Raw genomic sequence first — 23546 nt, 5'->3', positions numbered from 1 at the left:
ATAGTCTGAACATACGGCGCCTTATGATTGTTTTCTCCTCGTTACAAATTCGTCGCGGCGTGCGCGTCCTGCTGGATAATGCCACCGCCACCATCAACCCCGGGCAGAAAGTCGGCCTGGTGGGTAAAAACGGCTGTGGTAAATCTACCCTGCTGGCATTTCTGAAAAATGAACTCAGCGCCGACGGCGGCAGCTACACCTTTCCGGGAAGCTGGCAACTGGCGTGGGTGAATCAGGAAACGCCGGCGTTACCGCAAGCGGCGCTGGAATATGTCATTGACGGCGACCGTGAATATCGTCAACTGGAAGCGCAGCTACACGACGCCAACGAACGTAACGACGGGCACGCCATTGCGACCATTCATGGCAAGCTGGATGCTATTGACGCATGGAGTATTCGCTCCCGCGCCGCAAGTCTGTTGCACGGCCTCGGTTTCAGCAATGAACAACTCGAGCGTCCGGTAAGTGATTTCTCCGGTGGCTGGCGTATGCGTCTTAACCTTGCCCAGGCGCTGATTTGCCGTTCAGACTTGCTGCTGCTCGACGAACCGACTAACCACCTCGATCTCGATGCCGTTATCTGGCTGGAAAAATGGCTGAAGAGCTATCAGGGCACGCTGATCCTGATCTCTCACGACCGCGATTTCCTCGATCCGATCGTCGATAAAATTATTCATATCGAACAACAAAGCATGTTCGAGTACACCGGCAACTACAGTTCGTTTGAAGTACAGCGCGCCACCCGTCTGGCGCAGCAACAAGCGATGTACGAAAGCCAGCAGGAACGCGTGGCGCATCTGCAAAGTTATATCGACCGTTTCCGTGCCAAAGCCACCAAAGCGAAGCAGGCCCAGAGCCGCATTAAGATGCTCGAGCGTATGGAGCTGATTGCCCCGGCGCACGTTGACAACCCGTTTCGTTTTAGCTTCCGCGCGCCGGAAAGCCTGCCTAATCCGTTATTAAAGATGGAAAAAGTCAGCGCAGGCTATGGTGATCGCATTATTCTCGACTCGATTAAACTGAATCTGGTCCCCGGCTCGCGCATTGGTTTGCTAGGCCGCAACGGCGCGGGTAAATCGACATTAATCAAACTGTTAGCCGGTGAACTTGCGCCAGTCAGCGGTGAAATTGGTCTGGCGAAAGGGATCAAGCTCGGCTACTTCGCCCAGCATCAACTGGAATACCTGCGTGCCGACGAATCGCCTATTCAACATCTGGCACGTTTAGCGCCGCAGGAACTGGAACAAAAACTGCGTGACTACCTCGGCGGCTTTGGTTTCCAGGGCGATAAAGTGACGGAAGAAACGCGCCGCTTTTCCGGTGGGGAAAAAGCCCGCCTGGTGCTGGCATTAATCGTCTGGCAGCGTCCGAATCTGCTGCTGCTCGACGAACCGACTAACCACCTTGACCTCGACATGCGTCAGGCACTCACCGAAGCATTGATCGAGTTTGAAGGTGCGCTGGTTGTCGTCTCGCACGACCGTCATTTGCTGCGTTCCACCACTGACGATCTCTACCTGGTTCACGATCGTAAAGTCGAACCGTTCGACGGCGATCTGGAAGATTATCAACAGTGGTTGAGCGACGTACAAAAGCAGGAAAACCAGACCGACGAAGCGCCAAAAGAGAACGCGAACAGCGCCCAGGCACGTAAAGATCAGAAGCGTCGGGAAGCGGAGTTGCGTGCGCAAACCCAACCGCTGCGTAAAGAGATCGCCCGTCTGGAAAAAGAGATGGAAAAGCTGAACGCACAGCTGGCGCAGGCGGAAGAGAAACTCGGCGACAGCGAACTGTACGATCAAAGCCGTAAAGCGGAGTTGACCGCCTGCCTGCAACAGCAAGCCAGCGCCAAATCCGGCCTGGAAGAGTGCGAAATGGCGTGGCTGGAAGCCCAGGAGCAGCTTGAGCAGATGCTGCTGGAAGGCCAAAGCAACTGATGGCGCAGATAACGACGACCGATGCCAATGAATTCAGCAGCAGTGCTGAATTCGCCCCTATGCGCGGCTTTAGCAATTGTCATCTACAAACCATGCTGCCGCGTCTGTTTCGTCGCAAGGTGAAATTCACCCCGCACTGGCAGCGACTGGAGTTGCCCGACGGCGATTTTGTCGATCTCGCGTGGAGTGAAGACCCTGCACAGGCGCGTCATAAACCGCGTTTAGTGGTATTTCACGGGCTGGAAGGCAGTCTCAATAGCCCTTACGCCCACGGTCTGGTTGAGGCGGCGCAAAAGCGCGGCTGGCTGGGCGTGGTGATGCATTTTCGCGGATGCAGCGGTGAACCAAACCGTATGCACCGCATTTACCATTCGGGCGAAACCGAAGACGCCAGTTGGTTTTTACGCTGGCTGCAACGCGAGTCTGGTCATGCGCCAACGGCTGCCGTCGGCTATTCGCTCGGCGGTAATATGCTGGCCTGTTTGCTGGCAAAAGAAGGCAATGATCTCCCGATTGATGCGGCGGTGATTGTCTCAGCGCCATTTATGCTGGAGGCCTGTAGTTACCATATGGAAAAGGGCTTTTCCCGCGTTTATCAGCGTTACTTGCTGAACCTGTTAAAAGCCAATGCCGCGCGCAAGCTGGCAGCCTACCCCGGAACACTGCCGATTAATCTCGCGCAGTTAAAATCGGTACGTCGCATCCGTGAATTTGACGATCTAATCACCGCCAGAATTCACGGCTACGCTGACGCTATCGACTATTATCGTCAGTGTAGCGCCATGCCGATGCTGAACCAGATCGCCAAACCGACGCTGATTATTCACGCCAAAGACGATCCGTTTATGGATCATCAGGTGATCCCGAAACCGGAAAGTCTCCCCCCGCAGGTGGAGTATCAGCTGACTGAACATGGCGGTCATGTTGGCTTTATTGGCGGTACATTACTTCATCCGAAAATGTGGCTGGAGTCACGCATTCCTGACTGGTTAACAACGTATCTGGAGGCGAAATCATGTTGATTCCGTGGCAAGACCTCTCCCCCGAAACGCTGGAAAATTTAATTGAAAGCTTTGTGTTACGTGAAGGCACCGATTATGGTGAACATGAGCGTACACTTGAACAGAAAGTCGCCGACGTCAAACGCCAGCTACAGTGCGGAGAAGCGGTGCTGGTATGGTCGGAGCTGCACGAAACGGTCAATATCATGCCGCGCAGTCAGTTTCGCGAATAACCTGCAACCGTCGGCGGACGAGATAATAATGATAGCTAAGTCATGGAGTTACTATGTCTGCCAAACATCCGGTCATTGCGGTAACAGGATCCAGCGGCGCGGGGACCACCACCACCAGCCTCGCGTTTCGTAAAATATTCGCGCAGTTAAATCTGCATGCAGCTGAGGTGGAAGGCGACAGTTTTCACCGTTACACCCGCCCGGAAATGGACATGGCGATCCGCAAAGCGCGCGACGCCGGGCGGCATATCAGCTACTTCGGCCCCGAAGCGAACGACTTTGGCCTGCTGGAACAAACCTTCATTGAATATGGTCAGAGCGGCAAAGGGAAATCTCGCAAATATCTGCATACCTACGATGAAGCCGTACCGTGGAATCAGGTACCGGGGACATTCACCCCCTGGCAATCTTTACCGGAACCCACGGATGTACTGTTTTATGAAGGTTTACACGGCGGCGTAGTCACGCCACAGCATAACGTTGCGCAGCATGTGGACTTACTGGTCGGCGTGGTGCCTATCGTTAACCTTGAGTGGATTCAAAAACTGATCCGCGACACCAGCGAGCGCGGGCACTCACGAGAAGCAGTGATGGACTCAGTAGTGCGTTCAATGGAAGACTATATCAACTACATCACACCGCAGTTTTCCCGCACCCATCTTAACTTCCAGCGCGTTCCCACCGTCGACACTTCAAACCCGTTCGCGGCAAAAGGTATCCCGTCGCTGGATGAAAGCTTTGTGGTGATCCATTTTCGTAATCTGGAAGGGATCGATTTCCCCTGGCTGCTGGCGATGTTGCAAGGCTCATTCATTTCCCACATCAATACGTTAGTGGTGCCCGGCGGCAAAATGGGTCTGGCAATGGAATTAATTATGCTGCCACTGGTGCAACGATTGATGGAGGGAAAGAAAATCGAGTAACTCTGCTATTACGCCGGATAAAATACTATCCGGCTTCACAACGGGATAGTTAAATCACGCGGCAACCACTTCATACGAGTGAGTAATATTCACCGCTTTTTCCAGCATCAACGCTACTGAACAATATTTCTCGGCAGAGAGATCTACCGCACGCGCAACCGCTGCGTCTTTCAGGTCGCGACCGGTGACGATAAAATGCAGATTAATGTGCGTAAACAGGCGTGGTGCCTCTTCGCGGCGTTCAGAGGTCAATTTTACTTCACAATCGACCACATCCTGACGCCCTTTTTGCAGAATAGAAACCACATCGATGGCACTGCAACCACCCGCCGCCATCAACACCATTTCCATCGGACTTGGTGCTTTATCGCCTGAGTTGCCGTCCATTAAAATCTGGTGACCAGAGGCGGATTCGCCCAGAAAAGTTAACCCTTCGACCCACTTCACTCGCGCTTGCATTTTTGCTACTCCACTGCGTCAATTTTCCTGACAGAGTACGCGTACTAACCAAATCGCGCAACGGAAGGCGACCTGGGTCATGCTGAAGCGAGACACCAGGAGACACAAAGCGAAAGCTATGCTAAAACAGTCAGGATGCTACAGTAATACATTGATGTACTGCATGTATGCAAAGGACGTCACATTACCGTGCAGTACAGTTGATAGCCCCTTCCCAGGTAGCGGGAAGCATATTTCGGCAATCCAGAGACAGCGGCGTTATCTGGCTCTGGAGAAAGCTTATAACAGAGGATAACCGCGCATGGTGCTTGGCAAACCGCAAACAGACCCGACTCTCGAATGGTTCTTGTCTCATTGCCACATTCATAAGTACCCATCCAAGAGCACGCTTATTCACCAGGGTGAAAAAGCGGAAACGCTGTACTACATCGTTAAAGGCTCTGTGGCAGTGCTGATCAAAGACGAAGAGGGTAAAGAAATGATCCTCTCCTATCTGAATCAGGGTGATTTTATTGGCGAACTGGGCCTGTTTGAAGAGGGCCAGGAACGTAGCGCATGGGTACGTGCGAAAACCGCCTGTGAAGTGGCTGAAATTTCGTACAAAAAATTTCGCCAATTGATTCAGGTAAACCCGGACATTCTGATGCGTCTGTCTGCACAGATGGCGCGTCGTCTGCAAGTCACTTCAGAGAAAGTGGGCAACCTGGCGTTCCTCGATGTGACGGGCCGCATTGCACAGACTCTGCTGAACCTGGCAAAACAACCGGATGCTATGACTCACCCGGACGGTATGCAAATCAAAATTACCCGTCAGGAAATTGGTCAGATTGTCGGCTGTTCTCGTGAAACCGTGGGACGCATTCTGAAGATGCTGGAAGATCAGAACCTGATCTCCGCACACGGTAAAACCATCGTCGTTTACGGCACTCGTTAATCCCGTCGGAGTGGCGCGTTACCTGGTAGCGCGCCATTTTGTTTCCCCCGATGTGGCGCAGACTGATTTATCACCCCGATATCAACTATGCACTGCGACAAACGCTGGTGCTATGTTTGCCCGTGGCCGTTGGGTTAATGCTTGGCGAATTACGATTCGGTCTGCTCTTCTCCCTCGTTCCTGCCTGTTGCAATATTGCGGGCCTTGATACGCCTCATAAACGTTTTTTCAAACGCTTAATCATTGGTGCGTCGCTGTTTGCAGCCTGTAGCTTGCTGACACAGCTACTACTGGCAAAAGATGTTCCCCTGCCCTTTTTGCTGACCGGATTAACGCTGGTACTTGGCGTCACTGCTGAGCTGGGGCCATTGCACGCAAAATTGCTTCCCGCATCGCTGCTCGCCGCCATTTTTACCCTCAGTCTGGCGGGATACATGCCGGTCTGGGAACCGTTGCTCATCTATGCGTTGGGCACTCTCTGGTACGGATTGTTTAACTGGTTTTGGTTCTGGATCTGGCGCGAACAACCGCTGCGCGAGTCACTAAGTCTGCTGTACCGTGAACTGGCAGATTATTGTGAAGCCAAATACAGCCTGCTTACCCAGCACACCGACCCTGAAAAAGCGCTGCCGCCGCTGCTGGTGCGCCAGCAAAAAGCGGTCGATTTAATTACCCAGTGCTATCAGCAAATGCATATGCTTTCCGCGCAAAATAATACCGATTACAAGCGGATGCTGCGTATTTTCCAGGAGGCACTGGATTTGCAGGAACATATTTCGGTCAGTTTGCATCAGCCGGAAGAGGTGCAAAAGCTGGTCGAGCGTAGCCATGCAGAAGAAGTTATCCGCTGGAATGCGCAAACCGTCGCCGCTCGCCTGCGCGTGCTGGCTGATGACATTCTTTACCATCGCCTGCCGACGCGTTTTACGATGGAAAAGCAAATTGGCGCACTGGAAAAAATCGCCCGCCAGCATTCGGATAATCCGGTTGGGCAATTCTGCTATTGGCACTTCAGCCGCATTGCCCGCGTGCTGCGCACCCAAAAACCGCTCTATGCGCGTGACTTACTGGCCGATAAACAGCGGCGAATGCCATTACTTCCGGCGCTGAAAAGTTATCTGTCACTAAAGTCTCCGGCGCTACGCAATGCCGGACGACTCAGTGTGATGTTAAGCGTTGCCAGCCTGATGGGCACCGCGCTGCATCTGCCGAAGTCGTACTGGATCCTGATGACGGTATTGCTGGTGACGCAAAATGGCTATGGCGCAACCCGTCTGAGGATTGTGAATCGCTCCGTGGGAACCGTGGTCGGGTTAATCATTGCGGGCGTTGCCCTGCACTTTAAAATTCCCGAAGGTTACACTCTGACCTTGATGCTGATTACCACCCTCGCCAGCTACCTGATATTGCGCAAAAACTACGGCTGGGCGACGGTCGGTTTTACCATTACCGCAGTGTATACCCTGCAACTGTTGTGGCTGAACGGTGAGCAGTACATCCTTCCACGTCTTATCGATACCATTATTGGTTGTTTAATTGCTTTCGGCGGTACTGTCTGGCTGTGGCCGCAGTGGCAGAGCGGGTTATTGCGTAAGAACGCCCATGACGCTTTAGAAGCCTATCAGGAAGCGATTCGCTTGATTCTGAGCGAGGACCCGCAACCTACGCCACTGGCCTGGCAGCGAATGCGGGTAAATCAGGCGCATAACACTCTGTATAACTCATTGAATCAGGCGATGCAGGAACCGGCGTTTAACAGCCATTATCTGGCAGATATGAAACTGTGGGTAACGCACAGCCAGTTTATTGTTGAGCATATTAATGCCATGACCACGCTGGCGCGGGAACACCGGGCATTGCCACCTGAACTGGCACAAGAGTATTTACAGTCTTGTGAAATCGCCATTCAGCGTTGTCAGCAGCGACTGGAGTATGACGAACCGGGTAGTTCTGGCGATGCCAATATCATGGATGCGCCGGAGATGCAGCCGCACGAAGGCGCGGCAGGTACGCTGGAGCAGCATTTACAGCGGGTTATTGGTCATCTGAACACCATGCACACCATTTCGTCGATGGCATGGCGTCAGCGACCGCATCACGGGATTTGGCTGAGTCGCAAGTTGCGGGATTCGAAGGCGTAATGCAGGCTAAACCATCGGATACAGCGTTCGCGCCGCATCCGACATCTTTTGCCTGATGCGTCGTATTTACGCCCCAATTACCTTCGCCACCGCGTGGGCGAAACGTTGCATCCCTTCATCGATATCCGCATCTTCCACCACCAGCGACGGTGCAAAACGCATCACATCCGGTCCGGCATTCAGCACCATTACGCCAGCCTCTGCGCCCGCATACAGGAAATCACGCGCCCGACCTTTGTACTGTGGTTTCAGCTCCGCGCCAATTAACAGCCCCATACCGCGAATATCGCTAAACACATCGTACTGCTGATCGATCTTCTGCAAATGGTCAACAAAACGCTGGCGTTTCGCCTGAATGCCTTCCAGCACTTCAGGGGTATTGATGATATCAAACGCCGCGCCCGCTACTGCACAGGCCAGAGGATTACCGCCGTAGGTGGAACCGTGAGAACCAGGATGAAATGCAGAAGCAATTTCCGCCGTGGTCAGCATGGCGCTAATCGGGAAGCCGCCGCCTAACGCTTTCGCAGAGGTCAGAATATCCGGCGTCACGCCGTAGTGCATGTAAGCAAACAGATCGCCGGTCCGCCCCATCCCGCACTGCACTTCATCAAACACCAATAATGCCTGATGTTGATCGCACAGCTCGCGCAAGCCCTGCAAAAACTCTGGCGTCGCTGCCGTCACGCCGCCCTCGCCCTGGATCGGCTCAACCACCACCGCACAGGTGTGATCATCCATCACCGCTTTCACTGCGTGGATATCGTTAAAAGGCACGTGGATGATGTCTGCCGGTTTTGGCCCAAAGCCGTCGGAATATTTTGGCTGCCCACCCACCGAAACGGTAAACAGCGAGCGACCATGAAAAGCGTTATGGAAGGCAATAATTTTGGTTTTGAACGGGCTATGACGCACACAGGCGTAATGACGCGCCAGTTTGAAGGCGGTTTCGTTAGCTTCCGTGCCGGAGTTCATAAACACCACGCGTTCGGCAAACGTCGCCTCAATCAGTTTACGCCCAAGACGCAGCGCCGGTTCATTGGTGAAAACGTTACTGATATGCCACAGAGTTTCGCCCTGGGTTTTTAACGCATTCACCAGCGCAGGATGGCAATGGCCCAACGCCGTAACTGCAATGCCACCCGCGAAATCGACATACTCCTTGCCTTGCTGATCCCAGATTCTGCTCCCCTGACCTTTTACCGGAATAAACTCTGCCGGAGCATAAATCGGCAGGATCACTTCATCGAAAGTCGCGCGTGTAATTGCTGTTTGTTCAATTGCCATCTCATGATCACCCTGTTACGCATAAACCAATGTGAAATTATAATCACAAAATATGCATAAAAAATCACTTAATAGCAATCAGAAATCAGCGATGCAGGAAATTAGCCAGCAGTTGATGTCCTTGTTCGCTGAGAATACTTTCCGGGTGGAACTGCACACCTTCCAGATCCCACTGGCGATGGCGAATCCCCATAATCTCGCGGGTTTCGCTCCAGGCCGTCACTTCAAAGCACGCTGGTAATGAGTCAGGTTCCACCACCAGCGAATGGTAGCGTGTCACGGTAAGTGGATTTGCCAGCCCCCGAAATACGCCCTCACCGCTATGTGTAATCGGCGAGGTTTTGCCGTGCATGACCTTTGCTGCGCGCACAACTTTGCCGCCAAATGCCTGTGCCATTGCCTGATGACCGAGGCAAACGCCAAGAATCGGCAAGCGCCCGGCATAGTGGCGAATAACGTCAAGCGAGATCCCGGCTTCATCTGGCGTACAGGGTCCGGGTGAGATGACAATTTTTTGTGGTTTAAGGGCGTCGATATCCGCCAGCGTCAACGCATCGTTGCGCTTAACCAGCACATCCGCCCCCAGTTCACAAAAGTACTGGTAGAGGTTCCAGGTAAAAGAATCGTAGTTATCTATAAGCAGGATCATGGCGGCTCCGGTACGAAAGAACCGCGCTATTTTACTCAGATTCCCCGGCTTCGCTTACCACTTTGCTAAATATCATCTGCAGTGCGGTGAGATCCCCCATTGCCCCACTCTGATTTGCCTGATTCCAGGCCTCTTTTTCGATACCCTGCCAGCTCAGTTGGTAGCCCGCATGAATCGCCAGTTGCTCGAAGAAGATCCGCTGTGCCAGTCCGCTTCCCACACGGAAGGGATGCAGCACGTTGATTTCACAATAGTAATGTGCCAGCCGCTCGACGAACTTCTCTTTCTCCAGGCCAACCAGATAACCTTCTTCCTCCAGATCCTGCATCAGGGCATTGCCCTCTTTTTCGATATAGGCAAAGTGGCAGAACGGCGTATCACCCTGATAAATATCAACTTCACGCAATTGCCCCGCCCAGTCGAAAATATCCTGATACAGCTGGCGATGGATAGTGCGCAAATGCGGTAAACCGCGCACCAGCGGACCAAGCTCAATGGTCGCAGCACGCAGCGCCGTCATTTCGTAAGCGGCCTGTTCCAGCCGCTGCTGCTGGCGGATGTTCAGCCGGTTACGCATGATATCAAGGCCAGGATAAAGATACGGATCGCGCCCTTCGCCGAATTTATCGCTCATAGTGCCTCCTCAGCTCTTCAAGGCGCGCTAAAGCCTCTGCGGCAGTAAGAGTGACTAAAGGCATCTCGACGCCTTCAAGACGGCGACTGGCCTGGAAATTACGATTACGCTGAAGCTCCCAGAGACGGGACTTTTGCTTATCGGTGAGTTTCTTCACTTGATGCCTCCCTGAACGTGTCCATTTGCCACAAGTATAAGCGGCAAATCTGGGTTACGCCGGGAGAGCAGAAGCGCGGGCAAGATTGCCCGCGCGAGAAATCATTACGGCAGGACTTTAGCGGAAAGGATAACTACCGGTTTTGACGGCACATTCTGGTACGGACCAACGTCATGAGTCGGCACCTGGGAAATCTTATCGGCAACGTCCATGCCTTTCACCACTTTACCAAATACCGCGTAACCGAAATCACGCTGACCGTGGTCAAGGAAGGCGTTATCGGCAACGTTGATAAAGAACTGGCTGGTGGCGCTGTCTTTGTCAGCGGTACGCGCCATCGCGATGGTGCCACGCGTGTTGCGCAGGCCGTTATCGGCTTCATTTTTGATTGGCGGGTTTGGTTTTTTCTGCTGCATCTGCTCGGTGAAACCGCCGCCCTGAATCATAAAGCCAGGAATGACGCGGTGAAAGGTAGTGTTGTTATAAAAACCGCTGTTCACATAATCGACAAAGTTTTGCACAGACACTGGCGCTTTTTGTTTATCCAGTTCCAGTTCGATGTTACCAGCTGAGGTTGTCAACAATACGTGCGGGTCCCCTTTCGCTGCCATTGCTGCGGGAGAAAGAGCAGAAAGAGCGAAAACAGCAGCCATCGCCGCCAGGGTCGATTTGAACATGAGATTTCCTTAACAAACAGAGCAGAAAAAAAGCAAGTGAAGAGATTCTAAATAGCCTTCAAGAACAAGGCCATCCCTTTACCTAATTTTACGTATCTGAAATATATGTAACCTGACGATCACTTTTTATTCTGTGATAAAAATCACCTCTTAAAATGCAATTTAGCAACCGATTGCAATAAAACATTTAATCAGATCACAAAATCACCTAAAATCGCCCGCTCGCGGCATAGCCCGCTATGCCATTTTATTTTTGAACGCAGGCCAATCATGACTAACAGCAATCGCATCAAGCTCACATGGATTAGCTTTCTCTCCTACGCACTGACCGGTGCGTTGGTTATTGTCACCGGGATGGTGATGGGAAATATCGCCGATTATTTCAATCTGCCTGTTTCCAGTATGAGTAATACCTTCACCTTCCTCAACGCCGGCATTTTAATCTCTATCTTCCTCAACGCCTGGCTGATGGAAATCGTCCCGTTGAAAACGCAGTTACGTTTTGGCTTTCTCCTGATGGTGCTGGCGGTTGCCGGTTTGATGTTCAGCCACAGCCTGGCGCTGTTCTCGGCGGCGATGTTCATTCTCGGGGTGGTCAGCGGCATCACCATGTCGATTGGTACATTCCTGATAACACAAATGTATGAAGGGCGTCAGCGCGGTTCCCGCCTGTTATTTACCGACTCCTTCTTCAGTATGGCTGGGATGATTTTCCCAATGATCGCCGCGTTTCTACTGGCGCGCAGCATTGAGTGGTACTGGGTTTATGCCTGCATCGGGCTGGTGTATGTCGCTATTTTTATTCTGACCTTCGGCTGTGAGTTCCCGGCACTGGGCAAACATGCACCAAAAACGGATGCTCCGGTAGAGAAAGAAAAGTGGGGGATCGGCGTGCTGTTTCTCTCCATTGCGGCACTGTGCTACATCCTCGGTCAGTTAGGTTTTATCTCCTGGGTGCCTGAGTATGCCAAAGGCCTGGGCATGAGCCTGAATGATGCTGGTACGCTGGTGAGTAACTTCTGGATGTCATACATGGTCGGCATGTGGGCGTTCAGCTTTATTCTTCGCTTCTTTGATTTGCAACGTATCCTGACCGTACTGGCGGGTCTGGCCGCGATTCTGATGTACGTCTTTAACACCGGAACACCGGCACATATGGCGTGGTCAATTCTCGCCCTGGGCTTCTTCTCCAGCGCGATCTATACCACCATCATCACCCTGGGTTCACAGCAGACCAAAGTACCGTCGCCAAAACTGGTTAACTTTGTCCTGACCTGCGGGACCATCGGTACTATGTTGACCTTTGTGGTTACCGGGCCGATTGTTGAACATAGCGGTCCGCAGGCGGCACTGCTTACAGCAAACGGTCTGTACGCTGTCGTCTTTGTGATGTGCTTCCTGTTAGGTTTCGTCAGCCGTCACCGTCAGCATAACACCCTGACCTCTCATTAATTGCTCATGCCGGACGGCACTATCGTCGTCCGGCCTTTTCCTCTCTAACCCCGCTACGTGCATCTATTTCTATAAACCCGTTCAATTTGTCTGTTTTTTGCACAAACATGAAATGTCAGACAATTCCGTGACTTAAGAAAATTTATACAAATCAGCAACATACCCCTTAAGGAGTATATAAAGGTGAATTTGATTTACATCAATAAGCGGGGTTGCTGAATCGTTAAGGTAGGCGGTAATAGAAAAGAAATCGAGGCAAAAATGAGCAAAGTCAGACTCGCAATTATCGGTAACGGTATGGTCGGCCATCGCTTTATCGAAGATCTTCTTGATAAATCTGATGCGGCCAACTTTGATATTACCGTTTTCTGTGAAGAACCGCGCATCGCTTATGACCGCGTACACCTCTCGTCTTACTTCTCTCACCACACCGCCGAAGAGCTGTCGCTGGTGCGCGAAGGCTTCTACGAGAAACACGGCATCAAAGTTCTGGTCGGCGAACGCGCTATCACCATCAACCGTCAGGAGAAGGTGATTCACTCCAGCGCCGGGCGCACCGTTTTTTATGACAAGCTGATCATGGCGACCGGTTCCTACCCGTGGATCCCGCCAATCAAAGGTTCTGATACCCAGGACTGCTTTGTCTATCGCACCATTGAAGACCTCAACGCCATTGAATCCTGCGCCCGTCGCAGCAAACGCGGTGCCGTTGTTGGCGGCGGCCTGTTAGGTCTGGAAGCCGCTGGCGCGCTGAAAAACTTAGGTATTGAAACCCACGTTATCGAATTTGCCCCTATGCTGATGGCGGAACAGCTTGATCAGATGGGCGGCGAGCAGCTGCGTCGCAAAATCGAAAGTATGGGCGTGCGCGTTCACACCAGCAAAAACACCCTTGAGATTGTGCAGGAAGGTGTTGAAGCGCGTAAAACCATGCGTTTTGCCGACGGCAGCGAACTGGAAGTCGACTTTATCGTCTTCTCTACCGGTATCCGTCCGCGCGATAAGCTGGCAACCCAGTGTGGTCTGGACGTTGCTCCGCGTGGGGGTATCGTCATAAATGATTCCTGCCAGACTTCCGATCCGGATATCTACGCCATCGGTGAATGCGCAAGCTGGAACAACCGTGTATTTGGTCTGGTAGCACCAGGCTACAAAATGGCGCAGGTCGCCGTTGACCATATTCTTGGCAGCGAAAACGCCTTTGAAGGTGCTGACCTTAGCGCCAAGCTGAAACTGCTGGGCGTAGACGTAGGCGGTATTGGTGATGCGCACGGTCGCACGCCTGGCGCACGTAGCTACGTTTACCTCGACGAAAGCAAAGAGATCTACAAACGCCTGATTGTCAGCGAAGACAACAAAACCCTGCTCGGTGCGGTACTGGTGGGCGATACCAGCGACTACGGTAACCTGCTGCAACTGGTGCTGAACGCTATCGAGCTGCCGGAAAACCCGGATTCTCTGATCCTGCCGGCGCACTCGGGTAGCGGTAAGCCGTCTATCGGTGTTGATAAACTGCCGGACAGCGCGCAAATCTGCTCCTGCTTCGACGTCACCAAAGGCGACCTGATTGCTGCTATCAACAAAGGCTGCCACACAGTTGCGGCGCTGAAAGCTGAAACCAAAGCGGGTACTGGCTGCGGTGGCTGTATCCCGCTGGTCACTCAGGTACTGAACGCGGAACTGGCGAAACAGGGCATCGAAGTTAACAACAACCTGTGCGAACACTTTGCTTATTCGCGTCAGGAACTGTTCCATTTGATCCGCGTTGAAGGCATTAAAACCTTCGAAGAACTGCTGGCGAAACACGGCAAAGGCTACGGTTGTGAAGTTTGTAAACCAACCGTCGGTTCGCTGCTGGCCTCCTGCTGGAACGAATACATTCTGAAGCCGGAACATACTCCGCTGCAGGATTCTAACGACAACTTCCTCGCTAACATCCAGAAAGACGGCACCTACTCGGTGATCCCGCGTTCTCCGGGCGGTGAAATCACCCCGGAAGGGCTGATGGCAGTGGGTCGTATCGCGCGTGAATTTAATCTCTACACCAAAATCACCGGCTCTCAGCGCCTGGCGATGTTTGGCGCACAGAAAGACGATCTGCCGGAGATCTGGCGTCAACTGATTGAAGCTGGCTTCGAAACCGGTCATGCCTATGCGAAAGCACTGCGTATGGCGAAAACCTGCGTGGGTAGCACCTGGTGCCGCTACGGCGTTGGCGACAGCGTCGGCCTCGGCGTGGAACTGGAAAACCGCTACAAAGGCATCCGTACGCCGCACAAAATGAAGTTCGGTGTCTCCGGCTGTACCCGTGAATGTTCAGAAGCCCAGGGTAAAGACGTGGGTATCATCGCCACCGAAAAAGGCTGGAACCTGTATGTTTGCGGTAACGGCGGCATGAAACCGCGTCATGCGGATCTGCTGGCAGCGGATATCGATCGCGAAACGCTGATCAAATATCTCGACCGCTTCATGATGTTCTACATCCGTACCGCCGACAAACTGACGCGTACCGCGCCGTGGTTAGAAAACCTCGAAGGCGGCATCGATTACCTGAAAGCGGTGATCATTGACGACAAACTGGGGCTGAACGCTCATCTGGAAGAAGAGATGGCGCGCCTGCGTGAAGCGGTAGTGTGTGAGTGGACTGAAACGGTCAATACGCCGTCTGCGCAGACTCGCTTCAAACACTTCATCAACAGCGACAAGCGTGACCCGAACGTGCAGATGGTGCCAGAGCGCGAACAGCACCGTCCGGCAACGCCGTATGAACGTATCCCGGTAACTCTGGTGGAGGACAACGCATGAGCCAGTGGAAAGACATCTGCAAAATCGATGACATCCTGCCTGAAACCGGCGTCTGCGCGCTGTTAGGTGACGAGCAGGTAGCGATTTTCCGCCCGTATCACAGCGACCAGGTGTTTGCGATCAGCAACATTGATCCGTTCTTCGAGTCCAGCGTGCTGTCACGCGGGCTGATTGCGGAACACCAGGGCGAGCTGTGGGTCGCCAGCCCGCTGAAAAAACAGCGTTTTCGCTTAAGTGATGGCTTGTGCATGGAAGACGAACAGTTTTCCGTCAAACACTACGAAGCACGTGTGAAAGACGGCGTGGTGCAGCTGCGCGGTTAATGTTTTAACGGGAGGCGCAATGCCTCCCCTTTTTGCATGGTCCTGTAATGACCTTCGGTATATTGCAGGACATTTTTTAAACTTTTTGTTTTATTTTTTGTTTTTATTTTTTAAAGGATAATCAAATGTTTACAGACACTATTAATAAGTGTGCGGCTAACGCTGCGCGCATTGCACGCCTGTCGGCAAATAACCCGCTCGGCTTCTGGGTCAGCTCCGCAATGGCGGGGGCGTATGTGGGTCTTGGGATCATCCTGATTTTCACGCTCGGTAATTTGCTCGATCCGTCCATACGTCCGCTGGTGATGGGCGCGACCTTTGGTATAGCCTTAACGCTGGTGATTATCGCCGGTTCTGAACTGTTCACCGGACACACCATGTTCCTCACCTTTGGGGTGAAAGCGGGCACTATCAGCCACGGGCAAATGTGGGCAATCCTGCCGCAAACCTGGCTGGGTAACCTGGTCGGTTCCGTCTTCGTTGCCATGCTCTATAGCTGGGGCGGCGGTAGCCTGCTGCCGGTAGATACCAGCATCGTTCACTCCGTCGCGCTGGCAAAAACCACTGCACCGGCAATGGTACTGTTCTTCAAAGGTGCATTGTGTAACTGGCTGGTTTGCCTGGCAATCTGGATGGCGCTGCGCACTGAAGGGGCGGCGAAATTTATCGCTATCTGGTGGTGTCTGCTGGCATTTATCGCGTCCGGCTACGAGCACTCCATCGCTAACATGACGCTGTTCGCCCTCTCCTGGTTTGGCAACCACAGCGAAGCCTACACGCTGGCGGGTATTGGTCATAACCTGCTGTGGGTGACGCTGGGTAATACTTTATCGGGTGCCGTATTCATGGGATTGGGTTATTGGTATGCTACGCCGAAAGCGAATCGTCCGGTTGCGGACAAATTTAATCAAACTGAAACAGCTGCCGGTTAATTACTAAGGGGTTTTTACGTGGATCATTTGCCTATATTTTGCCAATTACGCGATCGCGACTGTCTGATTGTCGGCGGTGGTGATGTCGCGGAACGCAAAGCAAGGTTGCTGTTAGACGCGGGTGCTCGCTTAACGGTGAATGCATTAGCGTTTATTCCACAGTTCACCGCATGGGCAGATGCAGGCATGTTAACCCTCGTCGAAGGGCCATTTGATGAAAGCCTTCTCGACACCTGCTGGCTGGCGATTGCTGCGACGGATGATGACGCGCTTAACCAGCGCGTCAGTGAAGCCGCTGAAGCTCGTCGCATCTTCTGTAACGTGGTCGATGCGCCGAAAGCCGCCAGCTTTATTATGCCGTCAATTATTGACCGCTCACCGCTCATGGTAGCGGTCTCCTCTGGCGGCACCTCACCGGTTCTGGCGCGCCTGTTGCGCGAAAAACTCGAATCACTGCTGCCGCTGCATCTGGGTCAGGTGGCGAAATATGCCGGGCAGTTACGTGGTCGGGTAAAACAGCAGTTCGCTACAATGGGTGAACGTCGCCGTTTCTGGGAAAAACTGTTCGTTAATGACCGTCTGGCGCAGTCGCTGGCAAACAACGATCAGAAAGCCATTACCGAAACGACCGAACAGTTAATCAATGAACCGCTCGATCATCGCGGTGAAGTGGTGCTGGTTGGTGCAGGTCCAGGCGATGCAGGACTACTGACGCTGAAAGGTCTGCAACAAATTCAGCAGGCAGATGTGGTGGTCTACGACCGTCTGGTTTCTGACGATATTATGAATCTGGTACGCCGCGATGCGGATCGCGTTTTCGTCGGCAAACGCGCGGGATACCACTGCGTACCGCAAGAAGAGATTAACCAGATCCTGCTGCGGGAAGCGCAAAAAGGCAAACGCGTGGTGCGGCTGAAAGGCGGCGATCCGTTTATTTTTGGTCGTGGTGGCGAAGAGCTGGAAACACTGTGCAACGCGGGCATTCCGTTCTCGGTGGTTCCGGGTATTACCGCAGCTTCTGGTTGCTCTGCCTATTCGGGTATTCCGCTCACGCATCGCGATTATGCCCAGAGCGTACGCTTAATTACCGGACACTTAAAAACCGGTGGCGAACTGGACTGGGAAAACCTGGCGGCAGAAAAACAGACGCTGGTGTTCTATATGGGGTTGAATCAGGCCGCGACTATTCAGCAAAAGCTGATTGAACACGGTATGCCTGGCGATATGCCGGTGGCGATTGTCGAAAACGGAACGGCAGTCACGCAGCGCGTGATTGACGGTACACTCTCGCAGCTGGGCGAACTGGCGCAGCAAATGAACAGCCCATCATTAATTATTATTGGTCGGGTCGTTGGCCTGCGCGATAAATTGAACTGGTTCTCCAACCATTAATTTAACCAGGGCCAGAGAATTCTGGCCTTTTTGTTTACAAGTCTCTTTATATATTCAGCAGATAAAAATATAACTCATTAACAAACATCATTTATTTTTGACTCGTTATATTCAACGTTACAGCGACTTACAAAATTAAGTCATTCACTCACTGACGCCGATTAAATATTCCTGTATCGTTCTTAATGAGTAGTCTGCTTATATTCATATAATCAATGAATATTAATCAATATATAATACATAGGGAATGTAAATGAACAAATTTATTAAAGTTGCACTGGTAGGTGCAGTACTGGCTACGTTAACTGCATGTACTGGTCATATTGAAAACCGTGATAAGAACTGCTCTTACGACTACCTGCTGCACCCGGCAATTTCTATTTCTAAAATCATTGGCGGTTGCGGTCCTACTGCACAGTAAGTCTATGACAGAAATCGGCTAACGCCGGTTTAATTGCCCGACGCCCTCTGGATTTTCCGAGGGCGTATTTGTTTCTACGTCCTTCTTGCTCCCGCCCGTAAAAATATTTTCACTTTAATTTCAATTGGATAACTACACCCATTAGCCACAGCGCAATCCTGTGCGAAATTTTGTGATCTTCCTCCACATTACATAACATTATATGTTGTTATATTCATCATGCATTGTCATGTTACCTTTTAAATGACTGCAAACTCTCCCCTACAACGTGTTGGACAAGAAAAAGGTATCGCTATGGGAAGCCAGGAACTCCAACGCAAGCTCGGATTTTGGGCCGTTCTTGCAATCGCCGTCGGGACAACCGTCGGCTCCGGTATTTTTGTATCTGTGGGTGAAGTGGCAAAAGCGGCGGGCACGCCGTGGCTGACGGTGCTCGCGTTTGTCATCGGCGGATTAATTGTGATCCCGCAAATGTGCGTCTATGCGGAGCTATCAACCGCTTATCCGGAAAATGGCGCAGATTATGTTTATCTGAAAAATGCCGGAAGCCGACCGCTGGCTTTCCTCTCCGGCTGGGCCAGCTTCTGGGCCAACGATGCGCCTTCGCTGTCAATCATGGCGCTGGCGATTGTCAGCAATCTTGGCTTTTTAACGCCTATCGATCCTCTGCTCGGTAAATTTATCGCCGCCGGATTAATTATCGCCTTTATGCTGCTGCACCTGCGCTCCGTCGAAGGTGGCGCAGCGTTTCAGACGCTGATCACCATCGCCAAAATTATCCCGTTCACTATCGTCATTGGCCTTGGGATCTTCTGGTTTAAAGCGGAGAATTTTGCCGCGCCTACCACCACTGCGATTGGCGCAACGGGCAGCTTTATGGCGCTGCTGGCGGGGATCTCTGCCACCAGTTGGTCGTATACCGGCATGGCCTCCATCTGTTATATGACCGGCGAAATCAAAAACCCCGGTAAAACCATGCCACGAGCGCTGATTGGTTCCTGTCTGCTGGTTCTGGTGCTCTACACCCTGCTGGCGCTGGTAATTTCCGGCCTGATGCCCTTCGACAAACTCGCCAATTCTGAAACGCCGATTTCCGACGCCCTGACCTGGATCCCCGCACTCGGCAGCACCGCCGGGATCTTCGTGGCTATCACGGCGATGATCGTCATTCTTGGCTCGCTTTCCAGCTGCGTGATGTACCAGCCGCGGCTGGAATATGCGATGGCAAAAGACAATCTGTTCTTCAAATGCTTCGGCCATGTGCACCCGAAATACAACACGCCGGATGTCTCCATCATCCTGCAAGGGGCGCTGGGGATCTTCTTCATCTTCGTTTCCGATCTCACCAGCCTGCTGGGTTATTTCACCCTGGTGATGTGTTTCAAAAATACCCTCACCTTCGGCTCCATCATCTGGTGTCGTAAACGCGACGATTACAAACCGCTGTGGCGGACTCCGGCTTTCGGACTGATGACCACCCTCGCCATTGCATCAAGCCTCATTCTGGTCGCCTCGACCTTTGTCTGGGCACCGATTCCCGGCCTTATCTGCGCCGTCATCGTTATTGCCACTGGTCTGCCTGCTTACGCCTTCTGGGCGAAGCGTAGCCGCCAGCTCAACGCTTTGTCGTAATGTTATCTGGAGAAAATAAAATGTTGGATATTGATAAAAGCACCGTGGACTTTCTGGTCACCGAAAATATGGTTCAGGAAGTGGAAAAAGTTCTCAGCCATGACGTTCCGCTGGTGCATGCCATCGTGGAAGAGATGGTGAAGCGCGACATTGATCGTATTTATTTCGTTGCCTGCGGATCGCCACTCAACGCGGCGCAAACGGCGAAACATCTGGCGGATCGCTTTTCCGATCTTCAGGTCTACGCCATTTCCGGCTGGGAGTTCTGCGATAACACCCCGTATCGCCTCGACGATCGTTGCGCAGTAATTGGCGTTTCTGACTACGGTAAAACAGAAGAGGTAATCAAAGCGCTGGAGCTGGGGCGGGCCTGCGGCGCGCTTACTGCGGCATTCACCAAACGCGCGGATAGCCCGATTACCTCGGCGGCGGAATTTAGCATTGATTATCAGGCCGACTGTATTTGGGAAATTCATCTGCTGCTCTGCTACAGCGTGGTGCTGGAGATGATCACCCGCCTCGCGCCGAACGCGGAAATCGGCAAGATCAAAAACGATCTCAAACAGCTGCCGAATGCACTCGGTCATCTGGTACGCACCTGGGAAGAAAAAGGCCGCCAGCTTGGTGAACAGGCCAGCCAGTGGCCGATGATTTATACGGTTGCTGCAGGTCCGCTGCGCCCGCTGGGTTACAAAGAAGGCATTGTAACGCTAATGGAATTTACCTGGACGCACGGCTGCGTGATCGAAAGCGGAGAGTTCCGCCACGGCCCACTGGAAATTGTCGAGCCGGGCGTTCCGTTCCTGTTCCTGCTCGGCATTGACGAAAGTCGCCACACCACCGAACGCGCCATTAACTTTGTTAAACAGCGTACTGACAACGTAATCGTCATTGATTACGCCGAAATTTCGCAAGGGCTGCACCCGTGGCTGGCACCGTTCCTGATGTTTGTGCCGATGGAGTGGCTCTGCTACTACCTGTCTATTTATAAAGATCACAACCCGGATGAACGCCGCTATTACGGTGGTCTGGTGGAATATTAATCCCTCTCCCGGCCCGGCAACGGGCCGGATTTACGCAAGGAGTTACCCGATGAAAACAGGTATGTTTACCTGCGGCCACCAGCGGCTGCCTATTGAACACGCATTCCGTGATGCAAGCGAGCTGGGTTACGACGGCATTGAAATTTGGGGCGGTCGCCCGCACGCGTTCGCGCCGGACTTAAAAGCGGGCGGCATCAAACACATTAAAGCGCTGGCGCAGACGTATCAGATGCCGATTATCGGTTATACGCCAGAAACTAATGGCTATCCGTATAACATGATGTTGGGCGATGAACATATGCGTCGCGAAAGCCTCGACATGATCAAGCTGGCGATGGATATGGCAAAAGAGATGAACGCCGGTTATACGCTGATTTCCGCGGCCCACGCGGGTTATCTCACGCCGCCTAACGTTATCTGGGGGCGGCTGGCAGAGAACCTAAGCGAACTGTGTGAGTACGCGGAAAACATCGGCATGGATCTGATCCTCGAACCGTTAACGCCGTATGAATCGAACGTCGTGTGTAATGCCAATGATGTGCTCCATGCGCTGACGCTGGTGCCTTCGCCGCGTCTGTTCAGCATGGTCGACATTTGTGCGCCGTATGTCCAGGCGGAACCGGTGATGAGTTATTTCGACAAACTGGGCGATAAATTGCGTCATTTGCATATTGTCGACAGCGACGGGGCCAGCGACACGCATTACATTCCCGGCGAAGGCAAAATGCCGCTGCGGGAGTTGATGCGCGATATTATCGACCGGGGTTATGAGGGGTACTGCACAGTGGAACTGGTAACGATGTATATGAACGAACCCAGACTCTACGCTCGCCAGGCGCTGGAACGCTTTCGCGCGCTGCTGCCGGAGGGGGCGTGATGAAAACCCTGGCGACAATCGGCGATAACTGCGTCGATATCTACCCGCAACTGAATAAAGCGTTTTCTGGCGGTAATGCGGTGAACGTGGCGGTGTACTGCACTCGCTACGGCATAAAGCCGGGATGCATTACCTGGGTGGGAGATGATGACTACGGCACAAAGCTGAAGCAGGATCTTGCCCGCATGGACGTCGATATCAGCCATGTCCATACGAAACACGGCGTTACCGCACAAACTCAGGTGGAACTGCACGACAACGATCGCGTTTTTGGCGACTACACCGAAGGCGTGATGGCCGACTTTGCCCTGAGCGAAGAGGATTACGCCTGGCTGGCGCAATATGACATTGTGCACGCGGCAATCTGGGGACATGCGGAGGACGCATTCCCGCACCTGCACGCAGCGGGCAAACTTACCGCTTTCGACTTCTCCGACAAGTGGGACAGCCCGCTCTGGCAGACACTGGTGCCGCATCTCGATTTTGCCTTTGCCTCCGCGCCGCAAGAAGACGAAGCTCTACGTCTGAAGATGAAGGCGATTGTTGCCCGTGGCGCAGGCGTGGTGATTGTCACGCTGGGTGAAAACGGCAGTATTGCCTGGGATGGCGCGCAGTTCTGGCGTCAGGCTCCTGAACCGGTGACGGTTATCGACACCATGGGTGCCGGAGATTCGTTCATTGCCGGATTCCTTTGCGGCTGGTCTGCGGGGATGACATTACCGCAGGCGATGGCGCAGGGAACGGCGTGCGCGGCACAAACTATTCAGTACCACGGTGCCTGGTAGGCATAACGTTGGCGTGAGCATCTTCACGCCAACGTACTGTTACTTGCCGGAAAACGACCCTATAATCCGTGTAATTCATTCTTTATTTCAGGGTCGATTATGTCAGCTACGGACCGCTACTCTCATCAACTCCTCTACGCTACCGTCCGCCAGCGGTTGCTGGATGATATCGCGCAGGGGGTTTACCAGGCCGGGCAACAGATCCCTACCGAAAACGAGCTTTGTACGCAATATAACGTCAGCCGCATTACCATTCGCAAAGCCATCAGCGACTTAGTGGCAGACGGCGTACTGATCCGCTGGCAGGGCAAAGGCACCTTTGTACAAAGCCAGAAAGTTGAAAACGCCCTGCTTACTGTCAGTGGTTTTACCGATTTTGGCGTCTCACAAGGCAAGGCGACGAAAGAGAAAGTGATCGAACAGGAACGGGTCAGCGCCGCGCCGTTTTGCGAAAAGCTGAACATCCCCGGTAACAGCGAAGTGTTCCATCTTTGCCGGGTGATGTATCTCGATAAAGAGCCACTGTTTATTGATAGTTCATGGATCCCGCTGTCGCGTTATCCTGACTTTGATGAGATTTACGTCGAAGGAAGCTCCACCTATCAGTTATTTCAGGAGCGTTTTGACACGCGAGTGGTCAGCGATAAAAAGACTATCGATATTTTTGCCGCCACCCGCCCGCAGGCAAAATGGCTGAAATGCGAACTGGGCGAACCGCTGTTTCGCATCAGCAAAATCGCCTTTGATCAGAATGACAAACCGGTGCACGTCTCCGAACTCTTCTGCCGCGCCAACCGCATCACCTTAACGATTGATAATAAAAGACATTAACCGTAGGCCGGATAAGATGCG

23 protein-coding genes are annotated in these 23546 nt (G+C 52.7%); 17 read left to right on the top strand and 6 right to left on the bottom strand.

The annotated features are described in order from the left end of the window. Positions 1-23: 23 nt before the first annotated feature. From ACJHYR_RS10000 to ACJHYR_RS09985, 4 genes are read left to right on the top strand one after another with little or no spacing between them, the layout of a single operon-like run. On the top strand, positions 24-1937 hold the full coding sequence (locus ACJHYR_RS10000) for an ABC transporter ATP-binding protein (RefSeq protein WP_072837415.1): 1914 nt from the start codon (positions 24-26) through the stop codon (positions 1935-1937). Continuing rightward, entirely contained in the window at positions 1937-2959 is a 1023-nt protein-coding gene (locus ACJHYR_RS09995; RefSeq protein WP_001586325.1) for a hydrolase, read from the top strand. Before ACJHYR_RS10000 ends, ACJHYR_RS09995 begins: the two co-directional genes overlap by 1 nt. Further along, positions 2953-3171 carry a YheU family protein gene (locus ACJHYR_RS09990; protein WP_000907085.1) on the top strand — a complete coding sequence of 73 codons (219 nt, stop codon included), beginning with the start codon at positions 2953-2955 and terminating at the stop codon, positions 3169-3171. The genes ACJHYR_RS09995 and ACJHYR_RS09990 overlap by 7 nt, the downstream gene beginning before the upstream one ends. A gap of 53 nt (positions 3172-3224) precedes the next feature. Beyond that, complete coding sequence (locus tag ACJHYR_RS09985; protein WP_001274684.1) at positions 3225-4094, top strand: phosphoribulokinase; 870 nt, start codon at positions 3225-3227, stop codon at positions 4092-4094. Positions 4095-4148: 54 nt separating this feature from the next. Here the strand turns inward: ACJHYR_RS09985 and ACJHYR_RS09980 are convergent, their stop codons facing one another. Further along, on the bottom strand, positions 4149-4553 hold the full coding sequence (locus ACJHYR_RS09980; protein WP_001148908.1) for an OsmC family protein: 405 nt from the start codon (positions 4551-4553) through the stop codon (positions 4149-4151). Positions 4554-4854: 301 nt separating this feature from the next. Here ACJHYR_RS09980 and crp point away from each other — a divergent pair, with 301 nt between their 5' ends. Together crp and ACJHYR_RS09970 are read left to right on the top strand one after the other, a co-directional pair. Beyond that, positions 4855-5487, top strand: a complete 633-nt coding sequence (crp, locus tag ACJHYR_RS09975; protein WP_000242755.1) for a cAMP-activated global transcriptional regulator CRP — start codon at positions 4855-4857, stop codon at positions 5485-5487. A gap of 50 nt (positions 5488-5537) precedes the next feature. Beyond that, positions 5538-7628, top strand: a complete 2091-nt coding sequence (locus ACJHYR_RS09970; protein WP_001306309.1) for a YccS/YhfK family putative transporter — start codon at positions 5538-5540, stop codon at positions 7626-7628. A gap of 66 nt (positions 7629-7694) precedes the next feature. Here ACJHYR_RS09970 and argD read toward each other — a convergent pair whose 3' ends face one another. The 5 genes from argD to ppiA form a co-directional block, all read right to left on the bottom strand. Continuing rightward, a complete protein-coding gene (argD, locus tag ACJHYR_RS09965) occupies positions 7695-8915 on the bottom strand; it encodes a bifunctional acetylornithine/succinyldiaminopimelate transaminase (protein ID WP_000963771.1) in 1221 nt (406 codons plus the stop codon). 85 nt (positions 8916-9000) lie between these two features. Next, positions 9001-9564, bottom strand: a complete 564-nt coding sequence (pabA, locus tag ACJHYR_RS09960; protein ID WP_000601857.1) for an aminodeoxychorismate synthase component 2 — start codon at positions 9562-9564, stop codon at positions 9001-9003. 31 nt (positions 9565-9595) lie between these two features. Further along, positions 9596-10198 carry a putative adenosine monophosphate-protein transferase Fic gene (locus ACJHYR_RS09955; protein WP_001280645.1) on the bottom strand — a complete coding sequence of 201 codons (603 nt, stop codon included), beginning with the start codon at positions 10196-10198 and terminating at the stop codon, positions 9596-9598. After that, positions 10188-10355, bottom strand: coding sequence for a YhfG family protein (locus ACJHYR_RS09950; RefSeq protein ID WP_000736860.1), 168 nt, complete (start codon positions 10353-10355; stop codon positions 10188-10190). The genes ACJHYR_RS09955 and ACJHYR_RS09950 overlap by 11 nt, the downstream gene beginning before the upstream one ends. 104 nt (positions 10356-10459) lie before the next feature. After that, positions 10460-11032 (bottom strand): peptidylprolyl isomerase A, encoded by a 573-nt coding sequence (ppiA, locus tag ACJHYR_RS09945; protein ID WP_000477225.1) that lies wholly within the window; start codon positions 11030-11032, stop codon positions 10460-10462. A 270-nt stretch (positions 11033-11302) separates the two neighbouring features. Here ppiA and tsgA point away from each other — a divergent pair, with 270 nt between their 5' ends. The 11 genes from tsgA (at position 11303) to frlR (ending at position 23525) form a co-directional block, all read left to right on the top strand. After that, a complete protein-coding gene (gene tsgA, locus ACJHYR_RS09940) occupies positions 11303-12484 on the top strand; it encodes an MFS transporter TsgA (protein ID WP_000185232.1) in 1182 nt (393 codons plus the stop codon). Positions 12485-12745: 261 nt separating this feature from the next. Beyond that, on the top strand, positions 12746-15289 hold the full coding sequence (nirB, locus tag ACJHYR_RS09935) for an NADPH-nitrite reductase large subunit (RefSeq protein ID WP_000049213.1): 2544 nt from the start codon (positions 12746-12748) through the stop codon (positions 15287-15289). Further along, positions 15286-15612 carry a nitrite reductase small subunit NirD gene (gene nirD / locus ACJHYR_RS09930; RefSeq protein ID WP_000084764.1) on the top strand — a complete coding sequence of 109 codons (327 nt, stop codon included), beginning with the start codon at positions 15286-15288 and terminating at the stop codon, positions 15610-15612. The genes nirB and nirD overlap by 4 nt, the downstream gene beginning before the upstream one ends. Positions 15613-15737: 125 nt before the next feature. Continuing rightward, positions 15738-16544 carry a nitrite transporter NirC gene (gene nirC, locus ACJHYR_RS09925; protein WP_000493550.1) on the top strand — a complete coding sequence of 269 codons (807 nt, stop codon included), beginning with the start codon at positions 15738-15740 and terminating at the stop codon, positions 16542-16544. An 18-nt stretch (positions 16545-16562) separates the two neighbouring features. Then, complete coding sequence (gene cysG / locus ACJHYR_RS09920) at positions 16563-17936, top strand: siroheme synthase CysG (protein WP_000349854.1); 1374 nt, start codon at positions 16563-16565, stop codon at positions 17934-17936. A gap of 253 nt (positions 17937-18189) precedes the next feature. After that, positions 18190-18357, top strand: coding sequence for a YhfL family protein (locus ACJHYR_RS09915; protein WP_001031834.1), 168 nt, complete (start codon positions 18190-18192; stop codon positions 18355-18357). A 294-nt stretch (positions 18358-18651) separates the two neighbouring features. Next, positions 18652-19989, top strand: a complete 1338-nt coding sequence (gene frlA, locus ACJHYR_RS09910) for a fructoselysine/psicoselysine transporter (RefSeq protein WP_000535505.1) — start codon at positions 18652-18654, stop codon at positions 19987-19989. A gap of 20 nt (positions 19990-20009) precedes the next feature. Further along, on the top strand, positions 20010-21032 hold the full coding sequence (gene frlB, locus ACJHYR_RS09905; protein ID WP_001306312.1) for a fructoselysine 6-phosphate deglycase: 1023 nt from the start codon (positions 20010-20012) through the stop codon (positions 21030-21032). Between the two features lie 49 nt (positions 21033-21081). Further along, positions 21082-21909 (top strand): fructoselysine 3-epimerase, encoded by an 828-nt coding sequence (gene frlC / locus ACJHYR_RS09900; protein WP_000847816.1) that lies wholly within the window; start codon positions 21082-21084, stop codon positions 21907-21909. Continuing rightward, positions 21909-22694, top strand: coding sequence for a fructoselysine 6-kinase (frlD, locus tag ACJHYR_RS09895; RefSeq protein ID WP_000853334.1), 786 nt, complete (start codon positions 21909-21911; stop codon positions 22692-22694). Before frlC ends, frlD begins: the two co-directional genes overlap by 1 nt. A 99-nt stretch (positions 22695-22793) precedes the next feature. After that, positions 22794-23525 carry a DNA-binding transcriptional regulator FrlR gene (frlR, locus tag ACJHYR_RS09890; protein ID WP_001276847.1) on the top strand — a complete coding sequence of 244 codons (732 nt, stop codon included), beginning with the start codon at positions 22794-22796 and terminating at the stop codon, positions 23523-23525. Positions 23526-23546 lie beyond the last annotated feature (21 nt).

Source organism: Escherichia sp. WS1450, assembly GCF_046487395.1.
Taxonomy (GTDB): Bacteria; Pseudomonadota; Gammaproteobacteria; order Enterobacterales; family Enterobacteriaceae; genus Escherichia; species Escherichia coli.
Note: the sequence above shows the minus strand (reverse complement) of the source record. Positions and strands in the feature narration are given on the sequence as shown.